The sequence below is a fragment of the Pantoea sp. B566 genome (assembly GCF_024793925.1).
Taxonomy (GTDB): Bacteria; Pseudomonadota; Gammaproteobacteria; order Enterobacterales; family Enterobacteriaceae; genus Pantoea; species Pantoea ananatis.
Map to the genome: position 1 here is coordinate 30923 of NZ_JANUQL010000003.1, position 19574 is coordinate 50496.

A 19574-nucleotide genomic window follows, 5' to 3' on the forward strand; every position below is an offset into this window, starting at 1 on the left:
TTCAAAGATTTTTTGATGACAGTTTGATGACGCCTTTAGTTAATTACGGTAAGTAAATATTAATAAGCGGAAGGCATGACGTCCTGACGAACATGTGATACCTCGTATTTAGGATTAGGATTAAGTTCGGGAGAGCAGGCCGAATGACTCTTTTTTTAGTAAAATGACGTCTCTTTTTCGGTGATCTTCAGTCTGCTTCCTGAACCCTGATAAATTCAGCACAGTTCAGCGCTCTGTTCATCAGAGGCGTTATGCATGTGTGCGTTCATCGGTTGAATTCACAGCTCAAAGCGGACCTTCAGCTCAGTCAGCCTGTCCGCTTTGTGCCAGAAGCGGACTTAGCTGGGATCTGAATGCATTAATGACGTGTAATTTTGTCCGGTTAACATCTTTATGCCTCTGATATTTCTCCGGCGAGCCGGAGAAATTTAACCATTTTATCGAAAGCATTCAGTCTTAACTGCATCACGTCAGCAGCAGGCGTTGTACACCGATCAGAAATGCGTCCAGCTTCCGTCTTCGTCTTCCGCGCGGGTTTTTACAGCTGCGGTTTTAAAACCCGGCTTTACAACCGTGGCGGGCACATGAGCAACGGAAAGCGCAGAAGGGCCACTCAGACTGAACACAGACACAGCCTGTAGAAGCCGTTCCGCCTGCTCCCTGAGGCTTGAAGCAGCGGAGGCCGACTCTTCAACCAGTGCAGCATTCTGCTGTGTCGTCGTGTCCATCTCCGTAACGGCAATGCCTACCTGCTCAATCCCACGAGCCTGCTCGGCACTGGCGGAGTTGATTTCTTCAACAGTGTCTGTGAGCTTTCCTACGGCGGAGAGAATTCCTGACATCGTTTCAGACGCGTGAATCACCAGTGCATTACCCTGTCCCACAGTATCAGCATTGGCTGCAATCAGCTGCCGAATCTCACCCGCAGCCGAAGCGCTTCTCTGTGCCAGTGACCTGACCTCGCTTGCCACCACCGCAAATCCCCGGCCGTGCTCGCCGGCACGGGCGGCTTCCACTGCGGCGTTCAGCGCCAGAATGTTGGTCTGAAAAGCTATGCCGTCAATGACGGCGGTGATTTCAGCGATACGGCCGGAGCTTTCGCTGATAGATTTCATTGTGCCGGTAATGGCCGTGGTGGCCTCGTTGCCTTTATTTGCCACGTCCCGAACGCTTACAGCAAGCTGGCCGGCCTGACGGGCATTGTCTGCGTTGTTTTTTACCGTCACGCCGAGCTGCGTCATGGTCGCTGATGTTTGTTCAAGGGCACTGGCCTGCTCCTCGGTACGCTGCGACAGGTCTGTGTTGCCCTGGGCAATCTGGGTACTGGCGGATGCCACGCTTTCTGCATTGCTTCTCACGAGGCTGACCGTGTTAATCAGCGAAGCCTGCATGTCACTGATGGCAGACAGCAGTATGCCTGTTTCGTCTTTACGATCTGCAGTGACGGTACCAGTAAGGTCGCCGCGCGCCACCCGGCGGGCGGCCTCAACGGCCACATTAAGTGGCCGCGTGATACTCCGGGTGATAACCCAGGCAGATACCGCGGCCAGCAACAGCGCAACCACGCCGGCAACAACTAACATCATCAGCGCACCCGAACGGTCGGCGCGAGCCTGCGCAGCGGCAGAGCTCATTCGGGCCTCCTGGAAGGTCTGCATCTCTTTCAGCGACGCCATAAAGTCTCCCTGAGTCTGGTAACGGGGGCCAAACAGGAGTTGGGTGGCATCATCGCTTTTTCCCTGTTGGGCAAGTGCCACCACCTCATCAATGAAAGGCAGAAAAAGTTCTGCACGGGCCTTGAGGCGGGTGAAAATTTCGCTTCCCTGGGGCGTATTCACCTGCTTACCAATAAGACTGAGAAGACTGTCAACTTCATGTCTTTCGCCGCGATAATCGCTGATGGCTTTTTCCCTTTTTGCAACGTCTTTAAGGAGAATCGCATTACGCGCAAGCCGGCTCATATCTGATGTGTAGTAACGGATCGACAGAGAAGTGGAGGCTTTGGTGTAAAGACTTCCTGATATGTCATCATTGGCATTACCGAGAGCATTAATTTTTACGATGCCGATGAGCACCATAAACATAACAAGGAGCGCCATAAACCCGAAGGTGATACCGAGACGCACTCCGATTCTAATGTTGTTCATATTTATTCCTGGTGTAGGCGTCAGCATTCATGCATGGTGCTGACGAAATATACTTCCCTTAAAGGAAAGATAAGTAATGTGTACAGAGCCGCATGATTTGATTGCGGTGAATGTTTTATCGGCAATTTTCAGAAAAGGTTCATGAGGCAAGGTGGAGGTCAGATGAGTACATCAAGGAAGCAATCCACTCATTGCGAAGGGCAAGCACGGGGTTGTGCACTCCAACAGAAGCCTTCTCAAGAAGGAAACTTCAGAAAGAATAATACAGGCAGCTCAGATCCAACTCTCATTTTATTGGTGCAAGTCCTGCGTTTCCGTAAATGGATCACCTGCAGAGAGAAGTCTCATTTTTGGCAATGGGCTCTAAACTCTGGCCGTTGATTGGATAGCCTGAATGACCGTTTCTCGCTCATGAGGGACAGCCATACTCAGATCACCCACATTTCAGGAGATTTGAGTATGAACACATCACCGTGGAACAAAGACCGTATCATCGGCCAAAAAAGACCACTTCAGATATCTCATATCTGGGGGATCCGAATCAGGCTTGAACTGGAAGGTAAAACGCGCGATTTGGCTCTGTTCAATATGGCCCTGGATAGTAAGCTTCGAGGCTGTGATCTGGTAAAACTCAAAGTATCTGATGTTGCATATGGTAGCTCTGTTTCAAGCAGAGCTACGGTGCTACAACAGAAAACCGGCAGCCCTGTCCAATTTGAGATAACCAAAGGGACAAGAGAGGCTGTTTCTGCATTGATAAAGCTTGGCAATTTACGCAGTAAAGACTACCTGTTCCGATCTCGGGTCGGTATTAACCAACACATATCACCCCGGCAATACAACCGAATTTTTCATGGGTGGGTAGCAAAAATTGGTCTCGAAGATTCTCTTTACAGTACACATTCCATGAGAAGAACAAAACCTTACCTGATCTACAAGAAAACTAAGAATCTTCGTGTGATTCAACTCCTGTTAGGTCATAAGAAACTGGAAAGCACGGTCCGTTATCTGGGTATTGAAGTCGATGATGCGTTAGAGATTTCTGAATCGATTGAAGTCTAAGTTTGTCAGGGCTGCAACAGCAGCCCTGTGCCAGAAGCGGACATTTACGTATGAGGTAAGCATTCTGTCACCATGAGTTTTCCAGATTCATTTTCATCCTTGCGCAAGATGTGATGTATGGTTTGAACCTGGTAAGCTGATTTTCGACTGAATGTGATTTTGCTAACATGAAACGCCATTGCGTTTGTGAGAGGTAACAGTGATTCACTTAAGACAGGCTCAGCACAGTGATGCCGATGCAATAGCACATCTACACACCGCCGGATGGAGAGATACCTACACGAAAGTGATGTCTGCGGATTTCCTTGAAAATCAGGCGCAGAAAGATCGACTTTCACACTGGCGCTCAGCACTGAATCAGAGCAATGAAAGCGAAACAGTGTTTGTAGCTGAATATGATGGAAAGGTTGAAGGCTTCATATGTATTAAGCTCCACTATGACGCGCAGTGGGGCTGTTATATAGACAGCCTGCATGTAAGCTCTTCACTACGTGGTCACGGTGTAGGAAAACAACTTCTCTGTCGCGCAGCCGAATGGGTCAAGAGCAGGGATGATGAGTCACCGCTCTATTTATGGGTGTTTGAAGATAACACCCAGGCAACAGCTTTTTATCAGCGCCTCGGGGGCACCATTGTGGAGAGAACATTATCCGATATGCCTTCATCAGATCATGCCCCGGTATTCAGAATCAGCTGGAAAAATGCCGGTCAGCTTCTGGTATCTGCTTGCTGAAAAATTAGCCAATGCCTTTTCTCTCTAAAATCGACACCGCTTTCGGCCTGCTTACCGATTACCTGTTCAGTTAGTGTAAGGAACGAACGGGCAATTTTATGTCTTGATCGGTTCCCGTTAACCCCAACACGGCTGTGTAAGTAAAATTTCCACCTGCTGTGAACACCCCAAACGGCCGCTCCTCGCTCATAGCGGACCTTAGCTCAATTAGCCTGTCCGCTCTGTGCCAGGAGCGGACGCTGCTTGCATCATGGTAGGTTAGTTTACAGGGAGCAGGTCAGTTTGACCTGCTCCCCGTTGATTAATACACCGTGATGTTAGTAATGTCTTCATAAGCCACATGAGGACATCCCCATGAAGAAGCGATTTTCCGACGAACAGATCATCAGTATTCTCCGCGAGGCAGAAGACGGGGTTTCGGCCCGGGAACTCTGTCGCAAGCATGCCATTTCAGATGCCACCTTTTACTCCTGGCGCAAGAAGTTCGGCGGCATGGAAGTTCCCGAAGTGAAGCGGCTCAAGTCGCTTGAAGAGGAGAACGCCCGCCTCAAGAAGCTCCTTGCCGAAGCCATGCTGGATAAGGAGGCACTTCAGGTGGCTCTGGGGCGAAAGTACTGACGACAGACCAGAAGCGGGAAGCCGTGGAGGTCATGTGTGAGGCAATGGGTCTGTCGCAACGCCGTGCCTGCAGTCTGGCTGGTCTGTCACTTTCAACCTGCCGTTATTCGGCCCAGCGTCCTGCTGCTGACGCGCAACTGTCTCTACGGATCACAGAGCTGGCACTTGAACGCCGGCGATTTGGTTACCGGCGGATCTGGCAGTTATTGCGCCGGGAGGGCCTTCACGTCAACCATAAGCGGGTTTACCGCATCTATCACCTTAACGGTCTGTGTGTAAAACGCAGGTGCCGCCGTAAGGGTCTGGCGACTGAACGGCTTCCGCTTCTCCGCCCGGATGCGCCGAACATGACATGGTCAATGGATTTTGTCATGGATGCACTTGCCAGCGGCCGCCGGATTAAGTGCCTGACCTGTGTGGATGATTTCACGAAAGAGTGTCTGACGATCACAGCCGCTTTCGGGATTTCAGGTGTTCAGGTCACGCGGATTCTGGACAGCATTGCGCTGTTTCGTGGATATCCTGCGACAATAAGAACCGATCATGGTCCGGAATTTACCTGCCGCGCGCTGGATCAATGGGCCTTTGAACATAGTGTTGAGCTGCGCTTAATCCAGCCAGGCAAGCCAACTCAAAACGGATTTATTGAGAGTTTTAACGGTCGCTTTCGGGATGAATGCCTGAATGAGCACTGGTTCAGCGATGTTCTTCATGCCCGGAAAATCATTAATGACTGGCGGCAGGACTATAACGAGTCCAGACCTCATTCATCGCTGAATTATCAGACGCCATCTGAATTTGCAGCAGGCTGGCGAAACGGGAAACATGAAGAAAAACCCACCGACATTACTAACTGAAGGTTGTATCTAATACTGGGGGCTGGTCACGTTATCTAGTGTAAAAAACGGTGATTGTCTGCTTGTCACTTATTGCGGACCCGACATGCTGATCTGCTTTGTGCCAGAAGCAGACAGTCTTATTTCAAGGCTGACAGCAGACAAAACCGTTTTCCAGAACGCTACAAGCAGAATGCCGGTCATCAGGCCGCACCCGCAAAACATCATCTGCACCCGGCATCCCGAGTCTGTCTGAGCCGCACAAGCTACCCGCTTCCACATCAAAGCGATGAGGCGGGATCCACATCCGTTCAAATGTTATATAACTGTAAGTATTAATCGAATAAAGTTGCTACCTGGCGCGTTAATGCGTTGTCTGTTTACTGGAGAATCCCGTTATGACGCGCGCTGTATCTGTTCTGGTTGCTGGGCTGCTGCTGAATCCGTTATCCCACGCGGCTTCACTTTACTACACGATTTCCACACCTGACACCGCGATAGGGCTGTCATGGCACGCATTTGGCGGTATTTCGCATGCGAAATTAACGGGCGTAACCGGCGAGGTTGCGCTGAATCCGGCAAATGAAATGGATAATCGTGTGAAGGTCACTATTCCGGTCACCACGCTTATCGCGTCCAACAACCTGCTGACGTATCAGTTAAAAAGCAGCATGTTTTTTGATGCTCCCCGTTATCCCAATATCGTCTTTACCAGCAGCCGGATCGTGGCGCAGGGCAACGGCAATTTCAGGATTTTTGGCTCATTGTCGGTAAAAGACGTTCAGCGACCGGTCATTCTGGAAGCCACGATGGAAGAGCACGACCGCACGGCGCAACGCGATGAACGGATCGTGCTACATGCCATGACCACGATTTCCCGCTCGGCCTACCATATGGATCGCTTCACCGCGTTGGTGGATGATACGGTGACGATCAAGATTGATATTCAGGCAGAGGCCAGTCATGTGCCTTGAAAGCGCCCCACGCCGTTAAGCGCTAAGGGCGTTTTTCAGGGCGCTGGCGCTGCTTGCCAGTGCTTCGTCCGGGTTGCGGCCAATCAGGACAAACTGATAGCCGCCGTGGTGCCACCAGACCAGGCGCATATCATGGCGCTGTTCGCGCTGAAGCCCGGTTGAGGCAGGCTGGGCGTCCGGCGAAATGCATAGCGCCATCGGGCCATATTCCGCATGGATCCACGCAATTTGCGCGATAGATGTGCTGTCATAGCGCAACATGCGCACCATCTTCAGCTCTGCATCCGGCAGGGAAAGCTGCTGCGTATTGAGATGCAGGCCAATATCCTGCGCGGTGCGGGCCAGGCCATGCTGTAACGCGGCAGGGGAGTTATCCGCATCCAGCAGCGTTTCTGCGCTGTAAAGCGACATGTACTGGGCTTCGAGATCGCGAATCTTCTCGCTCTCGCTCAGCCTGGTTTTAGCCGGGCGGGCGAGGTAGCCGAGGCCTGAACCGATCATCAGAAAACTCAGCGAGGCTGCAATCAGCGAACGACGGCTAATGCCCGATGTCTCGGTAGCGACAACATCGGCGGCGGGTGCCTGCGCTGGCGCGTTTAACAACGCGTCGAGCCGGCGCTGCATTTTTGCTTCCGGGGCCTTATCCAGTAAGGGCGCAAAGGCCGTGTCAAAGTCGAGCTGGCTTTTCATCAGTTCATCGATGCGTTCAGCCAGTTCAGCATCGGTTTCCAGCAGTAATTCGAGCCTGCGTGCGTCATCAGGGTTCATTTCGCCATCCAGCCAGGCCACCAGCGCTTCGTCGCTGAAGGGGGGCGCAAAGCGTAGCGTGTTCATGAGCGTTTCTCCTGCGCAGAAGCCTGAGCATCAAACGATTTTGCCAGCGCCGAACGCGCGGTTGCCAGCCGGCTCATAATGGTGCCGATGGGTACGGCCAGCGTCTCTGCGGCTTCCTGATAGGTAAATCCTTCAACATAGACGAGAAAGACGGTATTGCGCTGGGCTTCTGGCAATGCGCTGACGCGCTGCATGATTTTCTGAAAATGCAGGCGTTCATCATCACGTTCCCGCGTGTCAGGCGCCAGCAGTTCCTCACTTTCAACAAAGCCCTGTCCTAACCGCACGCGGCGGGCGCGCAGGTCGGAAATCCAGATAGAGTGAAGGATCGAGAACAGCCAGCGATCTATCCGGGTACCCGGCGTAAACTGCGCGCTCTTTTCGAGCGCGCGTACGCATGTAGACTGCACGAGTTCTTCAGCAACGTCGTGGTTTCGGGACAGCACCAGCCCGTAGCGCCACAGGCGCGTCAGATGGGCAGCAAGCTGCTGGCGAACTTCGCTGGTCGTGATGTGACTGTCCTCATCGTAGGTATCAGGATTCCGGATGACCATTAATGGCGGCCTGCAAATCACGATACTCTTCGCATCCTGTACCGCACAGGCTGGCGATGGTTTTCAACTGCACTTTTGCCAGGTCGGGACGGCCCTTAATCAGCCACGCTTCGCCCAGGTATTCGCGCACTTTCGCATAGCGCGGGTTAAGCGCTAGCGAGCGTTGATAATACCCGATCCCTTCGTCGGTACGCCCGAGTTTTCGGGTGGCATAACCCCGGTAATTCCAGGCTTCTGCGGTGTCGGGCTGTTTCAGACTATCCAGCAGGGTAAGCGCGGCCTGATAGTCGCCTTTCTTCGCCAGATGATAGGCATAGTTTGTCTTGTCTTCGTCACTCAGGCGCGCCGTTTTGTCGGAAACACACTGTTTGGTCTTGCTGTCGTAAACCTGCCCGCGCGGACAGTCCGGAATTTTACTGTTGGTGCTGTCATCGCCTGCGGCCAGTGCCGGGGCGACGTGGATAACGAACAGCAGGGCCGGAACCAGCAGCTTACGGCCTGGGATACGCAGCAGTGAAGCGGTGTTTTTCATGGTAGTGCTCCAGTTAACGAAAGAGGCGAACGGGCAGCATGCGGCGCAGCACGTTATCGCGGAGAAAATAGTGATGGAACAGGGCGGCCAGAGCATGGAACGCGGCCAGAATAATTAACGCCCAGGCGACATTGTTGTGTAATTCACCCAGAGCATGTTTGAGCAGAGGATCGACATGCACCCATCCGCTCAGATCGAACAGGCCAAAAAAGCCAAAGGGTTCCTGCTGCGCCCAGCGAAACATAAAGCCCAGCACAATTTGCGTGAACAGCAGCAGATAGAGCGCACCGTGAACGCAGTGAGAAAGGAATTTCGCCGGACGTGAAACGGCGGCAGCGGGCATCGCGTAACGCGGCGAACGTTGGCTCATTAACCGCCAGACCGGACGGATCACCATGACCAGCGCCAGCACGATCCCGCAGGAAATATGCACTGACTGTAAGCCTTTCCGGAGCGGTGTTCCGCGCTCCAGCCATTCCCAGATGTGCGCACTGGCAAACAAAAAGATGACGCTGGCCGCGGTAATCCAGTGCAGCGCCAGGGTCATTCCGTCGTAGCGCTGTCGGGGTTTCTTGGGTTGTGTGTGAATCATGGCTTTCGTTCTCTCCTTCAGGTTTATGATGAGTGAACGTGCGTATGCGGATTTTTATTCGACTTTTTTTGCGATGTTTTAGAGCGAGATAAGTGACGGGGAAAGGGTGAACAAGCGCTGAGGTGCGAATGACATCGTCCGGCGCACACTTCGCACTGCCTCGGGCGGCATGGCGCGCATCCTGCACAAGGACATTGACGTAACCGAGAGGCTGTTTTAATGATGTAGGGCGGTTATTCAGCCGACGGTAACAAGCCAACTCCATTCTTAAGGCGCGCGATCCCATGACGATACAGGTTTGTATTCCCGACGATTATCATCAGGCCACGGCAGGCCTCGACTGCCTGCAATGCCATCCCCAATTTACCTGTACCGCTGTTGGGGATATCAGCCTGGATCCTGATGCAGAACAGGCGCTGGCGACGGCTCAGGCCTTGATCCTGATCCGTGAGCGCACCACCATTGACGAGGCCTTTTTACAGCGCACGCCGCAACTAAAGCTTATCAGCCAGACCGGTAAGGTCGCCCGCAATATCGATATTGCGGCCTGCTCACGGGCGGGTGTGGCAATTGTCGAGGGCGTCGGCTCGCCCGTTGCACCGGCTGAACTGACGTGGCTGCTGATTATGGCAGCCCGCAGAAAGTTCGTTCAGGCCGTTAACGCCATGCGCGCCGGTCACTGGCAGGCAGAACTGGGGCAGGGAGTGAGTAACCAGACGCTGGGGATCCTGGGCTACGGTAAAATTGGCAAGCGGATTGCGGCTTATGCAAAGGCATTTGGTATGCGGGTGCAGGTCTGGGGCAGCGATCGTGCCAGGCAGGAAGCGCAGCAGGAGGGAGTGATAGTGCCTGCCAGCCGTGAGGTTTTTTTTGCCTCCAGCGACGTGATAACCGTTCATCAGCGCTTAGTGGCAGCAACCGAGGGCAATATCACGCGCGACGATCTGGTGCAGATGAAGCCCGATGCATTGTTCGTCAACACCAGCCGGGCTGAGCTGGTGGCCGCCGATGCGCTGCTGAGTGCGCTGCGCCAGGGCCGCCCGGGTTTTGCCGCTCTGGACGTTTATGAGCAGGAGCCGGTATCCGATCCCGCGCATCCGCTGTTATCACTGCCCAACGTGCTCTGCACGCCGCACATCGGCTATGTCGAGAAGGACAGCTACAGCCTGTATTTCGGCACCGCGTTCGAAAACGTGGTGCGCTTTTTCGACGGTGACCGAAGCCATGTAATCAATCCTGAATCTCTTAGGGAGCATGAAAAATGAAAATGGAAAATATCCCTTTCGGGATAACAGACTGGGCACAGATAGAGGCAGAACGGCATCCGGGTGATAGCGGGTTTGCGCTCTGGCGCGTGGCAAAGTTTGGCGATATCAGAGTCAGAATGGTTGACTATTCCCCCGGCTACGTGGCCGATCACTGGTGTATAAAAGGGCATATTCTTCTGTGCCTGAAAGGCGAAATGGTCACAGAGCTGGACGATGGACGCACGTTTGTATTAACGCCGGGCGTGAGTTATCAGGTTGCCGACGATGCCGAAGCTCATCGATCAACCACCAGAGAAGGGGCGACGCTGTTTATTGTGGACTGATGGCAGTATAAAAAAGCGGTTACCGCAACGGATAGCCATCAGTTGAATATAGGGTGCTTCTGCTGATACTTGGACTAAAAAAAGCAAGGAGACAGAGGGCACCTTTTTCAGACGATGATTTCTTATTGCCGTAATCATTAACACAGGGCGCAGCAGCATCATTACGCTGAATGTCTGATGACCCCTCTCTTTTTTAATTTTCTTTTTTTATTCATAAAACATCCGATGGGAAAACGCATTGAAATATCGGGTGTCAGGTGAAAAAGGCCAACCTCATCCGCATTTTTACGCAGTCTGCTTTACACCTTGATGCTCCTCCATCACTGCAACGCAGGCCCTGACAGCAAAGGGATGACGGGGAAACTCACGTCGCGTTATTTTGCGTGGCGTCATTCAACTGACTAAAGGCGATGCTAACGACCTGTCCCCTGAATATATGTCACAACTTTTGCACTGGTGACGGAATGTTTCAAATAGCGTCGCTATATATTTTCTGGATCATTGCAGTGCGCGTTGCACCCTGATCTCATGCTTAACATCGCTGCTCATGCCGACGGATATTTTATATTTCTGTTGAAACGGATTCCTGAAACCCTTATCTGGCAGGTTATGTGATCTGGAATGTTTCTTACATAAACTATTACGACAGCAAAATATTGCTGGCACACAATATGCTTTATTCCCACCTACAACATCCAATAATCAGACAGGGGCATAGCATGGCATCTACGGGGCTTAAAAAGAAATTAGGGTTGGTCGATCTGTCATTACTTGGCATCGGCTCAATGATCGGTTCGGGCTGGTTATATGCCGCCCTTAACAGTTCTGGCTATGCGGGCAGCCATACCGGCTGGGCATGGGTACTGGGTGCCGTGATCGTTCTGATGATTGGCCTGGTTTACGCCGAGCTGTCCTCGGCGCTACCGCGCGCCGGCGGTTTTGTTCGCTATCCCAATTATTCGCACGGCAACATCGTTGGTTTCGTGATTGGTGTCAGCTCGCTGCTGGCCTATACCAGCACCGCAGGGGTGGAAGTTGAGGCCGTTCGTCAGTATGCGATCTACTGGTGGCCCGCACTGGGGCATGAGGACGGCAGCCCAACGGGGTTAGGGTTTGGCGTGCAGATTGGGCTGCTGGTGGTGTTTTTTCTGCTCAACTACTGGAGCGTCAGCTTCTTTGGACGGGTGAACACGATTGTCACCACCTTCAAATTTATCGTGCCGTTGCTGACCATCGTGACACTTCTGCTTTACTTCCATGCGCCGAACCTTGATGTTCCACCTTCACCGCCGGGTGGGGCTCATGGCGTTTTCAGCTCACTGACGGGGGCAGGGATCGTCTTTGCCTATCTTGGCTTTCGTCAGGCGGTTGATTTTGCCAGTGAAGCTAAAAATCCACAGCGCAACGTGCCGCTGGCAATCGGTATTGCCATTGCTGTCAGCTTCGTGATTTACCTGGCCCTGCAGTATGCGTTCATGGGGGCGGTACCGACCGATTTGCTGTCACAACATGGCTGGGCAGGGCTGAAGCAGATATTCCAGTCTCCCTATGCCGATCTGGCGCGCAGCCTGGGGCTGACCTGGTTGATTAACCTGATTCTTATCGACGCGGTGATTTCCCCGGCCGGGACCGGCAACATCTACCTGGCCGGCGCCGCGCGCGTGCTGTTTGCCTGGGCGCGTAATGGCCATCTGTTTAAAGTGTTTGGCAAAGTGGATGCAAAATCTGGCGTACCGCGTGGTGCATTGTGGCTGTCGTTGCTGCTGGCCATCGCCTGGACATTGCCTTCCGAGTTTCAGGTCTGGGGCGGTTTAATCGGCGCGGTGACGTCGGCAACCGTTTTTACTTACATGCCCGGCCCGATAACCCTGGGCGCTTTTCGTCAACACCTGCCCGAAATGCAGCGTCCGTTTCGTCTGCCCGTTGCGGCGGTTCTCAGCCCGCTGGCGTTTGTTGCCAGTACGCTTTTGATTTACTGGAGCGGCTGGTCTGTTAATGAGATCCTCATTCCGATTCTGATTGTTGCCTGGGTCGCTTACGCGATCTTTGGCAAAAAGAGCAACCAGTTCAGTCAGGATTTGCAGTGCGCCTGGTGGCTGCTGGCTTATTACATCGCGGTCATGGTGGTTTCTATGCTGGGTACCTATGGCGGAAGCGGTATGATTGACGCACCACTCGACATGATCCTCATTATTGTCGCGTCTCTGGCCTGCTACTTTTGGGGCGTTAAAGCGAGCTTTTCTCAACCCAACATTACCGATGAGGAAGCGGAATCCGCATCCTTTAGCCAACACGCGGTATAGTGTTTATCGCCTGCACCTGTGCTCCGGCACAGGTGCTTTAGCGGCAGCGTTTACCGGAATTAGTCTTCGTTGCCCCACTGATTCAGGAAGGTGGCGATCTCATCAATGCGTTGTTCATTAATGCCCGCTTCAACGGCCATCTCTTTCTGCGCTTCTTCACTGATTTCTTCGTTATTCATTAAACGGCCAATCAGCAACTGGAAATAGTGTGCCAGGGCGTCACGCTCGGATTCGCTTACCGGCGTTTCCGTTTCTGACGAATACTCATCGGCAATGTCATAGTATTTCAGTGAGACTTCGTTGTTCATATCTTGCCCTCAGGGTTTGCACCTGTGTCTTTTGTGACTGAATAGAATGGGTTAATCATAACATTCATCTCGCGATTTTTCTGCCAGTCAGCGGCGGGGGGCGGGAAAATTAACAAGCGTGCGGGCATCCGCTTATTTGCCCGTTCATGCATTAACCAGAGTGAGCTGCGCGTGCCCACAGAACAGATTATTGGCTACTGGCAAAGCCGGGCCGTTCTGGCCGGGCGGTAAGTGCCATCACGACGAAAATGTCGGGATGATGATGGGATAACGTCCCGCGGAGATCCCAATGCGGCGATAAAAGTGATGTTTATGAAGAAGACGTGTCCAGATAGGGGAAAAGAAATTTCTCGACCGCCTGCTTTCCGATGCCCGATGTAAAGCTGATGCCTGCCTTTTTTAAAATAGTGCGTCCCGCTCCCCTGTTCTTCGGGTGCGGATCGTCCATGGCAATATAAATATGTTTTGGCTTTAGCTCTGCAATTGTTAAAGCACACGAAGGCGTTCTGCCCTGAAAAGAGCAGGGCTCAAGCGTGACATATATTTCACATTCGCTAATGGGGAAGGTAAGTTTTGCGATCGCGTCGATCTCAGCATGGTGTTGGCCTGGCGGTTGTGTAAACCCCTTAGCAACAACCTCGCCGTCATGAACGATCACGCATCCGACAGGGGGATTGGGTCTGCATTCGGGTAATGCCTGGCGGGAGTACTCAAGCGCCAACATCATAAATTTTAGCTTTTCTTCCATAATGCCTTTATCTGCTGAAGCTCTGGGATCAGAAGACATCCATATTTATGGCCCCTGTCATCGATGTCCAGCGATTAAGGAAACTGAACCACCGCATTGAGTATGGGTAATCACATCACAAGGGCAGATGGCAGCCCTTATTTGTGAACCTCTGTTTCCTGTTTTACAGGCCTGTCGTTTTGGTTTACCTGTTCTGGTAAAGATCCCAACGGTTACCATAGAGGTCTTCAAATACCACAACCAGCCCATACTCTTCCTCTCGTGGTTCCTCACAAAACGTCACACCTTTCGCTTTCATGGCTTGGTAGTCGTGCCAGAAATCATTGCTCTGCAGGAACAGGAACACTCTGCCGCCGCATTGATTACCAATAAAGCTTTCCTGGCGGTCATTTGAGGCGCGTGCCAGGAGGAGATGACAATCGCTTTCCGGATTCGGCGTGACGACCACCCAACGTTTACCCGGCTGCGGTGTGTCCTCAACAAGAATAAAGCCCAGCTTGTCAGTGTAATACTCAATAGCCCGATCGTAGTCATCAACCACAATGGCGATATAACCTATGCAACGTTTCTGCGTTCTCATTTCTGCTCCATAAATTCAAAGGGAAAACGGCTTTAGAGAAGGCCTGAAATCATGAACGAATTTTTTATTCTGTCTGGGACGCTCCAAAGCTGGAAGGCTGACGTTAAGCGAAATGCTTACAATGCATGTCTGTTCAGAATAACATGCACGTTTTGTGTCGGAACAGGTGAAAGCATTCAGGGCAGGCTTGGCATTTTAACAGGCCGACAAGGGGGCCTGGTTACCTGCTTCTGGTCCTGTCCCTTTATCCAGCACGCATAACGTCATCGCACCCAGGCATTGCTCAACAGACAGGAAATGTGCTTCTGGCTTTAGCGCTGAACGGAACAGGTAGGCGGCGGGAAAAACGGGCAAAAAACGGACCCAGCATACAACTTGAAGTCATCCGATAAGCAGGTTAGCCTGCTGCAATCACAAGTGAAAAAATCTCATCATACAGGTAACGTCGGTCATGGCTCTGATCCCCAAAAACTACTCGCGGCTGGAAAGTGGCTATCGTGAAAAAGCATTAAAAATCTATCCGTGGGTTTGTGGGCGATGCTCGCGGGAGTTTGTTTATTCAAACCTGCGGGAATTAACGGTTCACCACATCGATCACGACCACACCAATAATCCGCCAGACGGCAGTAACTGGGAGCTGCTGTGCCTGTACTGCCATGATCATGAACACTCAAAGTATACGGAAGCCGATCAGTACGGCACCTCCGTTGTGGCTGGCGAGGATGCGCAGGATGATGTGGGGGCCGCCACCTACAATCCCTTTGCCGATCTAAAGTCGATGCTCACCAAAAAGAAATAACCGCAGGCCATCCTGTTGCGTCTTGTCTTTCTGCATGACGATAGCAGGTGCTGACATCTGGCAGCGTTTGGAACAGGGCAGGAGAGAGGCGGCCTGCCGAGTGTTAGCCGCGTTCTGTCAGCCCCGGCAGGCCTTTTTTTACTCTGCACGTTGCGCTCCCCATGCCCACCAGCCACCGTGTGGGCAGGGGTTCGTACAGCAACGGAAGGACCACCATGAAGAAGGCTCATGTTAATGTGAAATTAAGTCGCTTTCACTCATGTTACGACTCTGGCATAAAATATGCTTATTGATTGCAGGCGCGTTAAAAACTGTGAAGCAGACGAGACAAGCAGACCAGTCTGGCAAATAACGCAGTTTTTACATCAGAATTCAGGATCCAGACACGATGAATAACAATTTCACCTTTACGATTAAGAGCAGTGTTTTTGATGAGAATTACAATCCGTCAGAAAACACCCGCATCACGACCAACTTCGCTAACCTGGCCCGTGGCAAGAACCGCCAGGAAAACCTTCGTAACGCCCTGGTGATGATGGATAATCGTTTTAATTCCCTGGCGCACTGGGATAACCCGAAAGGGGACCGTTATTCTGTCGAGCTTGAGATCATTTCCGTTGAGATGAATATCAATGTGGAAAATAATCGCGATGCTTTCCCGGTTATCGAAATATTGAAAACCAGTATCGTCGATAAAAAAACCGACGAACGTATTGAAGGCATTGTGGGGAACAACTTCTCTTCTTACGTGCGTGACTATGACTTCAGCGTCTTGCTGTCAGAGCACAACAAAAATAATCCGGTGTTTACTATCCCGGAAAACTTTGGCGAGCTGCATGGCAATATCTTCAAATGCTTCCTGCAATCAGAGGCTTACAAGGCGAATTTTAGCAAGTCACCGGTGATCTGCCTGAGTGTTTCAAGCAAAAACACCTATGTCCGCACGGGCAACCGTCACCCGGTACTGGGCATTGAGTACCAGCAGGATGAATATTCGCTGACCGATAAATACTTCAGTAAGATGGGATTACATGCGCGCTATTTTATGCCTGAAAACAGCGTTGCGCCCCTGGCGTTCTATTTTACGGGTGATTTGCTGCGTGATTACACTAATCTCGAACTCATCAGCACCATCAGTACGATGGAAACGTTCCAGAAGATTTATCGCCCTGAAATCTATAATGCAAACTCGCCGGCTGGTATTGAATATCAACCGAGCCTGAGCCATCGGGATTATTCTTTAACGCAAATTGTTTACGACCGAGAAGAGCGTAGCCATCTGGCTATTGAACAAGGGAAGTTTACCGAGAAGAACTTCATCAAACCCTACAAAAATGTTCTTGAGCAATGGTCTGCTAATTACGTTCTTTGATTAACTCAGTATAAGGTTACCTGTTATGAAAACTTTGTTACCGACTTCCACGGCGGGAAGCCTGCCAAAACCGTCCTGGCTTGCGCAACCTGAAACACTGTGGTCGCCCTGGAAACTGGAAAATGAAGAATTAATCGATGGCAAGAAAGACGCACTGCGTTTGATTCTGGACGATCAGGATCGCGCCGGTATCGATATCGTCAGCGATGGTGAGCAAACGCGCCAACACTTTGTGACCACCTTTATTGAACACCTTAGCGGTGTGGATTTTGAAAAACGCGAGATCGTCAAAATCCGTAATCGTTATGATGCCAGCGTGCCGAGTGTGGTGGGTGAAGTGGCCCGTCAGAAGCCGGTCTTCGTTGAAGATGCCAAATTTTTACGTCAGCTGACGAATAAACAGATCAAATGGGCGCTGCCGGGTCCCATGACCATGATCGATACGCTGTATGACAACCATTACAAGAGCCGCGAAAAACTGGCCTGGGAATTTGCCAAAATTCTTAACCAGGAAGCGAAGGAACTTGAGGCGGCGGGTGTCGATATTATCCAGTTTGACGAACCGGCATTTAACGTGTTTTTCGATGAGGTGAATGACTGGGGCATTGCCGCCCTGGAACGCGCCGTTGAAGGGCTCAAGTGCGAGACCGCTGTGCACATTTGCTACGGTTACGGCATCAAAGCCAACACCGACTGGAAAAAGACGCTCGGAACCGAATGGCGTCAGTATGAAGAAGTCTTCCCTAAGCTGCAGAAGTCGAACATCGATATCATCTCGCTGGAATGCCAAAACTCTCGCGTGCCGATGGATCTTATCGAACTGATTCGCGGTAAAAAAGTGATGGTCGGGGCCATTGATGTGGCAACCAACGCGATCGAAACCCCTGAAGAAGTGGCCGATACGCTGCGTAAAGCCCTTCAGTTTGTGGATGCCGATAAGCTTTATCCCTCTACCAACTGTGGCATGACGCCGTTATCCCGTCAGGTTGCCCGGGGCAAGCTGAGTGCCCTCAGCGCCGGTGCAGAAATCATCCGTAAAGAACTGCTGTCGAAATAACGGCGTCAGACATTCGGTGAATGACCTGTGTATGAGCAAAGGCCCGATCGGCGATCGGGCCTTTTTTGTCACCCAGTCAGGCTTGGCTCTGTAAAGCCGCAATAAAATAACCGCCGCGTACGCCTGCTGGCCGTTATTTTCACGCGCTGGCATAAGGTGTGGACGTAAACGGTGCCCGGACAGATGCCCGAAAGCAAAAAGGAGAGGGGATGAACAGATTGTGAGTGTCAGCCAGCCTTTCTGCGCTTCCACTCATCCACCACCTCTCCCAGGTTTTTGGGAATGTCATTGCGTATCCAGGCCATAAAATCCCGATCGAACCGGAAACGTTCTCCGCACTGTGCAACCATAAAGCGGCGCACATTTTGCGTATTTTTATAGTTTTTATCCACGATCGTCATGCGCGTCAGTTCTGCGCTGTGCCAGTCAATGTTCATCCGCTTGCCTCAAGTAACACGTGGTAAAGGCGAAAATCGTCGCGCCTGGCCGATTACGCTTCAGTGCTGGATAGTGGCATTAAAAATGAATGGATACCGGTATTGCGCGCTGAGGACAGGGTATAGCAACATCCCTGCCATCCCTGCCATCCCTGCCATCCCTGCCCAAGAGAAGGGCGCGCTTTTTATTAAGCGACCGGCTCTTTGCGTAATGAGCAACGTTATAGCGTTAAAAGACGTTGCGAGCGATCAGTAAAGGGTAATCCAGTCTGGATAGCATCAGTTTGTAGAAAATGGCCAAGGATAAATTTGACCACCCTGGTTAGCTTTCAAGTGCCGCCAGGAGGGTGGCTTCCATTTTTTCCGGCGTAGCGATGGGTGCAAAACGCTTGAGTGGTTTGCCGTCGCGTCCGATCAAAAACTTAGTAAAATTCCATTTAATCCGCTCACCCAGCACACCGGGTAATTCCGCTTTCAGGTAACGAAATAGCGGATGCGTTCCGGGGCCGTTAACCTCTACTTTTTCGAACATGGGGAAGCTCACACCGTAGTGAATGTGACAGGTCTGCGCGATGTCGTCGGCACTGCCCGGTTCCTGCTTACCGAACTGGTTGCAAGGGAAACCCAGCACCACCAGCCCCTGCGCAGCGTACTTTTTGTAGAGTGCTTCAAGACCTGCATATTGTGGAGTGAATCCACAATGGCTGGCGGTATTTACCACCAGAACCAGCTTGCCAGCATAGTCGGCCATCGAGATGTGTTGGCCATTCAGGCTGGTGGCGTTGAGTTGATGAAAAGTGGTCATGCTGAAATCCTTAAAGTGCGTGTTAGTCAGGGCAAAGATGAGCACTCAGACGGTTTCTTGCTTCGCCCCGTCAACCAGCGCTGTTTTCTCTGTCATTTCAGTGACCCGCCGACCTTTGATTAACTCAGCGTTGCGTGAATCATGCCCGATCAAGGCACAACCCTGCCATTAAATCTGTTTCTGAAGAATAACGGGATGCTTTCAGGAAGCCTGTTTTTTTAACATGATTTTAAGAAGGCTTATGATTTCCTTTTGCTCATGGTCTTCTAACCTGTTCAGAAAATGTGAATCAACGCTTTCAGCAATCGGTGATGCAGTGTTAAGCATCTCTTGGCCCTGATCGGTAAGCGTAACAAATCTACGACGTTTGTCTTTTTTTCCTTCTTCACGTTGTATCAGACCTTTATGTTCCATGCGAACCAGCAATTCTGCCAGCGTAGCCTTCGAACTTAACGCCGCCTCTGTTAATTCCAGTTGTTCGATTCCCGGTTTAGCATGAACGGCTGAAAGAACAGCATACTGCTGCTTTGTCAGAAAGGGCATCGCTTCCTGCCACAGGGCGGTATGTTCCTGTAGAAGTTGCCTCGTCAAATGGAAGAAAAGGTTGCTCAAGTCATTGTTCATATTAAATTTTCTCTGGCTCTGTCATCCTCGTATTTAGTTAATGTTAAATCATTATCCCACCGTTAAAC

21 protein-coding genes are annotated in these 19574 nt (G+C 51.5%); 10 read left to right on the plus strand and 11 right to left on the minus strand.

What is annotated here, in order from left to right:
• Window positions 1-494: 494 nt before the first annotated feature.
• Window positions 495-2147: a methyl-accepting chemotaxis protein gene (locus NYE92_RS01850; protein ID WP_014606060.1), complete on the minus strand. Its 1653-nt coding sequence runs from the start codon at window positions 2145-2147 to the stop codon at window positions 495-497.
• A gap of 459 nt (window positions 2148-2606) precedes the next feature.
• Between NYE92_RS01850 and NYE92_RS01855 the strand changes: the two genes are divergently transcribed.
• The 4 genes from NYE92_RS01855 (at window position 2607) to NYE92_RS01870 (ending at window position 6370) form a co-directional block, all read left to right on the plus strand.
• Window positions 2607-3209 carry a site-specific integrase gene (locus tag NYE92_RS01855; protein ID WP_015701127.1) on the plus strand — a complete coding sequence of 201 codons (603 nt, stop codon included), beginning with the start codon at window positions 2607-2609 and terminating at the stop codon, window positions 3207-3209.
• A 199-nt stretch (window positions 3210-3408) separates the two neighbouring features.
• Window positions 3409-3942, plus strand: a complete 534-nt coding sequence (locus NYE92_RS01860) for a GNAT family N-acetyltransferase (protein ID WP_013025476.1) — start codon at window positions 3409-3411, stop codon at window positions 3940-3942.
• Between the two features lie 354 nt (window positions 3943-4296).
• Window positions 4297-5417, plus strand: a protein-coding gene (locus NYE92_RS01865) for an IS3 family transposase (RefSeq protein ID WP_085980269.1) whose coding sequence is annotated in 2 segments (ribosomal slippage) — window positions 4297-4555 and window positions 4555-5417 — 1122 coding nt in all. Because the reading frame shifts where the segments join, the coding sequence is not laid out codon by codon here.
• 377 nt (window positions 5418-5794) lie between these two features.
• Window positions 5795-6370, plus strand: coding sequence for a YceI family protein (locus NYE92_RS01870; RefSeq protein WP_028715033.1), 576 nt, complete (start codon window positions 5795-5797; stop codon window positions 6368-6370).
• 15 nt (window positions 6371-6385) lie between these two features.
• Here the strand turns inward: NYE92_RS01870 and NYE92_RS01875 are convergent, their stop codons facing one another.
• The 4 genes from NYE92_RS01875 to NYE92_RS01890 are packed head-to-tail and all read right to left on the minus strand — an operon-like array spanning window position 6386 to window position 8882.
• Complete coding sequence (locus NYE92_RS01875; protein WP_128392162.1) at window positions 6386-7204, minus strand: anti-sigma factor; 819 nt, start codon at window positions 7202-7204, stop codon at window positions 6386-6388.
• On the minus strand, window positions 7201-7758 hold the full coding sequence (locus NYE92_RS01880) for a sigma-70 family RNA polymerase sigma factor (protein WP_014606046.1): 558 nt from the start codon (window positions 7756-7758) through the stop codon (window positions 7201-7203). The genes NYE92_RS01875 and NYE92_RS01880 overlap by 4 nt, the downstream gene beginning before the upstream one ends.
• Complete coding sequence (locus NYE92_RS01885) at window positions 7739-8290, minus strand: tetratricopeptide repeat protein (protein ID WP_029568689.1); 552 nt, start codon at window positions 8288-8290, stop codon at window positions 7739-7741. Before NYE92_RS01885 ends, NYE92_RS01880 begins: the two co-directional genes overlap by 20 nt.
• 13 nt (window positions 8291-8303) lie before the next feature.
• Window positions 8304-8882, minus strand: a complete 579-nt coding sequence (locus tag NYE92_RS01890; protein ID WP_013025489.1) for a cytochrome b — start codon at window positions 8880-8882, stop codon at window positions 8304-8306.
• A gap of 284 nt (window positions 8883-9166) precedes the next feature.
• On the opposite strand from NYE92_RS01890, the gene NYE92_RS01895 reads away from it, so the two are divergent.
• The 3 genes from NYE92_RS01895 to NYE92_RS01905 all read left to right on the plus strand — a co-directional run bounded on the left by NYE92_RS01895 (window position 9167) and on the right by NYE92_RS01905 (window position 12776).
• Window positions 9167-10147 carry a D-2-hydroxyacid dehydrogenase family protein gene (locus tag NYE92_RS01895; protein WP_029568690.1) on the plus strand — a complete coding sequence of 327 codons (981 nt, stop codon included), beginning with the start codon at window positions 9167-9169 and terminating at the stop codon, window positions 10145-10147.
• Window positions 10144-10473, plus strand: a complete 330-nt coding sequence (locus NYE92_RS01900; protein WP_013025491.1) for a DHCW motif cupin fold protein — start codon at window positions 10144-10146, stop codon at window positions 10471-10473. Before NYE92_RS01895 ends, NYE92_RS01900 begins: the two co-directional genes overlap by 4 nt.
• Window positions 10474-11192: 719 nt before the next feature.
• The gene (locus NYE92_RS01905; RefSeq protein ID WP_015700483.1) at window positions 11193-12776 is read left to right on the plus strand and encodes an APC family permease; all 1584 of its coding nucleotides are present in this window, start codon (window positions 11193-11195) and stop codon (window positions 12774-12776) included.
• Window positions 12777-12835: 59 nt separating this feature from the next.
• Here the strand turns inward: NYE92_RS01905 and NYE92_RS01910 are convergent, their stop codons facing one another.
• The 3 genes from NYE92_RS01910 to NYE92_RS01920 form a co-directional block, all read right to left on the minus strand.
• Window positions 12836-13084, minus strand: a complete 249-nt coding sequence (locus tag NYE92_RS01910; protein WP_013025493.1) for a DUF2543 family protein — start codon at window positions 13082-13084, stop codon at window positions 12836-12838.
• Between the two features lie 310 nt (window positions 13085-13394).
• Window positions 13395-13871, minus strand: a complete 477-nt coding sequence (locus NYE92_RS01915) for a bifunctional diaminohydroxyphosphoribosylaminopyrimidine deaminase/5-amino-6-(5-phosphoribosylamino)uracil reductase RibD (protein WP_015700482.1) — start codon at window positions 13869-13871, stop codon at window positions 13395-13397.
• 145 nt (window positions 13872-14016) lie between these two features.
• Window positions 14017-14412: a VOC family protein gene (locus NYE92_RS01920; protein WP_013025495.1), complete on the minus strand. Its 396-nt coding sequence runs from the start codon at window positions 14410-14412 to the stop codon at window positions 14017-14019.
• A gap of 451 nt (window positions 14413-14863) precedes the next feature.
• Here NYE92_RS01920 and yajD point away from each other — a divergent pair, with 451 nt between their 5' ends.
• The 3 genes from yajD to NYE92_RS01935 all read left to right on the plus strand — a co-directional run bounded on the left by yajD (window position 14864) and on the right by NYE92_RS01935 (window position 17640).
• A complete protein-coding gene (gene yajD, locus NYE92_RS01925) occupies window positions 14864-15211 on the plus strand; it encodes an HNH nuclease YajD (RefSeq protein ID WP_013025496.1) in 348 nt (115 codons plus the stop codon).
• A 388-nt stretch (window positions 15212-15599) separates the two neighbouring features.
• Window positions 15600-16583 carry a DUF1852 domain-containing protein gene (locus NYE92_RS01930; RefSeq protein ID WP_013025497.1) on the plus strand — a complete coding sequence of 328 codons (984 nt, stop codon included), beginning with the start codon at window positions 15600-15602 and terminating at the stop codon, window positions 16581-16583.
• Window positions 16584-16608: 25 nt separating this feature from the next.
• Complete coding sequence (locus tag NYE92_RS01935) at window positions 16609-17640, plus strand: methionine synthase (RefSeq protein WP_013025498.1); 1032 nt, start codon at window positions 16609-16611, stop codon at window positions 17638-17640.
• A 227-nt stretch (window positions 17641-17867) separates the two neighbouring features.
• On the opposite strand, the gene NYE92_RS01940 is transcribed toward NYE92_RS01935, so the two are convergent.
• The 3 genes from NYE92_RS01940 to NYE92_RS01950 form a co-directional block, all read right to left on the minus strand.
• The gene (locus tag NYE92_RS01940) at window positions 17868-18077 is read right to left on the minus strand and encodes a DUF6434 domain-containing protein (RefSeq protein ID WP_019105799.1); all 210 of its coding nucleotides are present in this window, start codon (window positions 18075-18077) and stop codon (window positions 17868-17870) included.
• 322 nt (window positions 18078-18399) lie between these two features.
• Window positions 18400-18882: a glutathione peroxidase gene (locus tag NYE92_RS01945; RefSeq protein ID WP_028715045.1), complete on the minus strand. Its 483-nt coding sequence runs from the start codon at window positions 18880-18882 to the stop codon at window positions 18400-18402.
• A 201-nt stretch (window positions 18883-19083) separates the two neighbouring features.
• The gene (locus NYE92_RS01950; protein ID WP_029568692.1) at window positions 19084-19506 is read right to left on the minus strand and encodes a MarR family winged helix-turn-helix transcriptional regulator; all 423 of its coding nucleotides are present in this window, start codon (window positions 19504-19506) and stop codon (window positions 19084-19086) included.
• Between the last annotated feature and the right edge of the window lie 68 nt (window positions 19507-19574).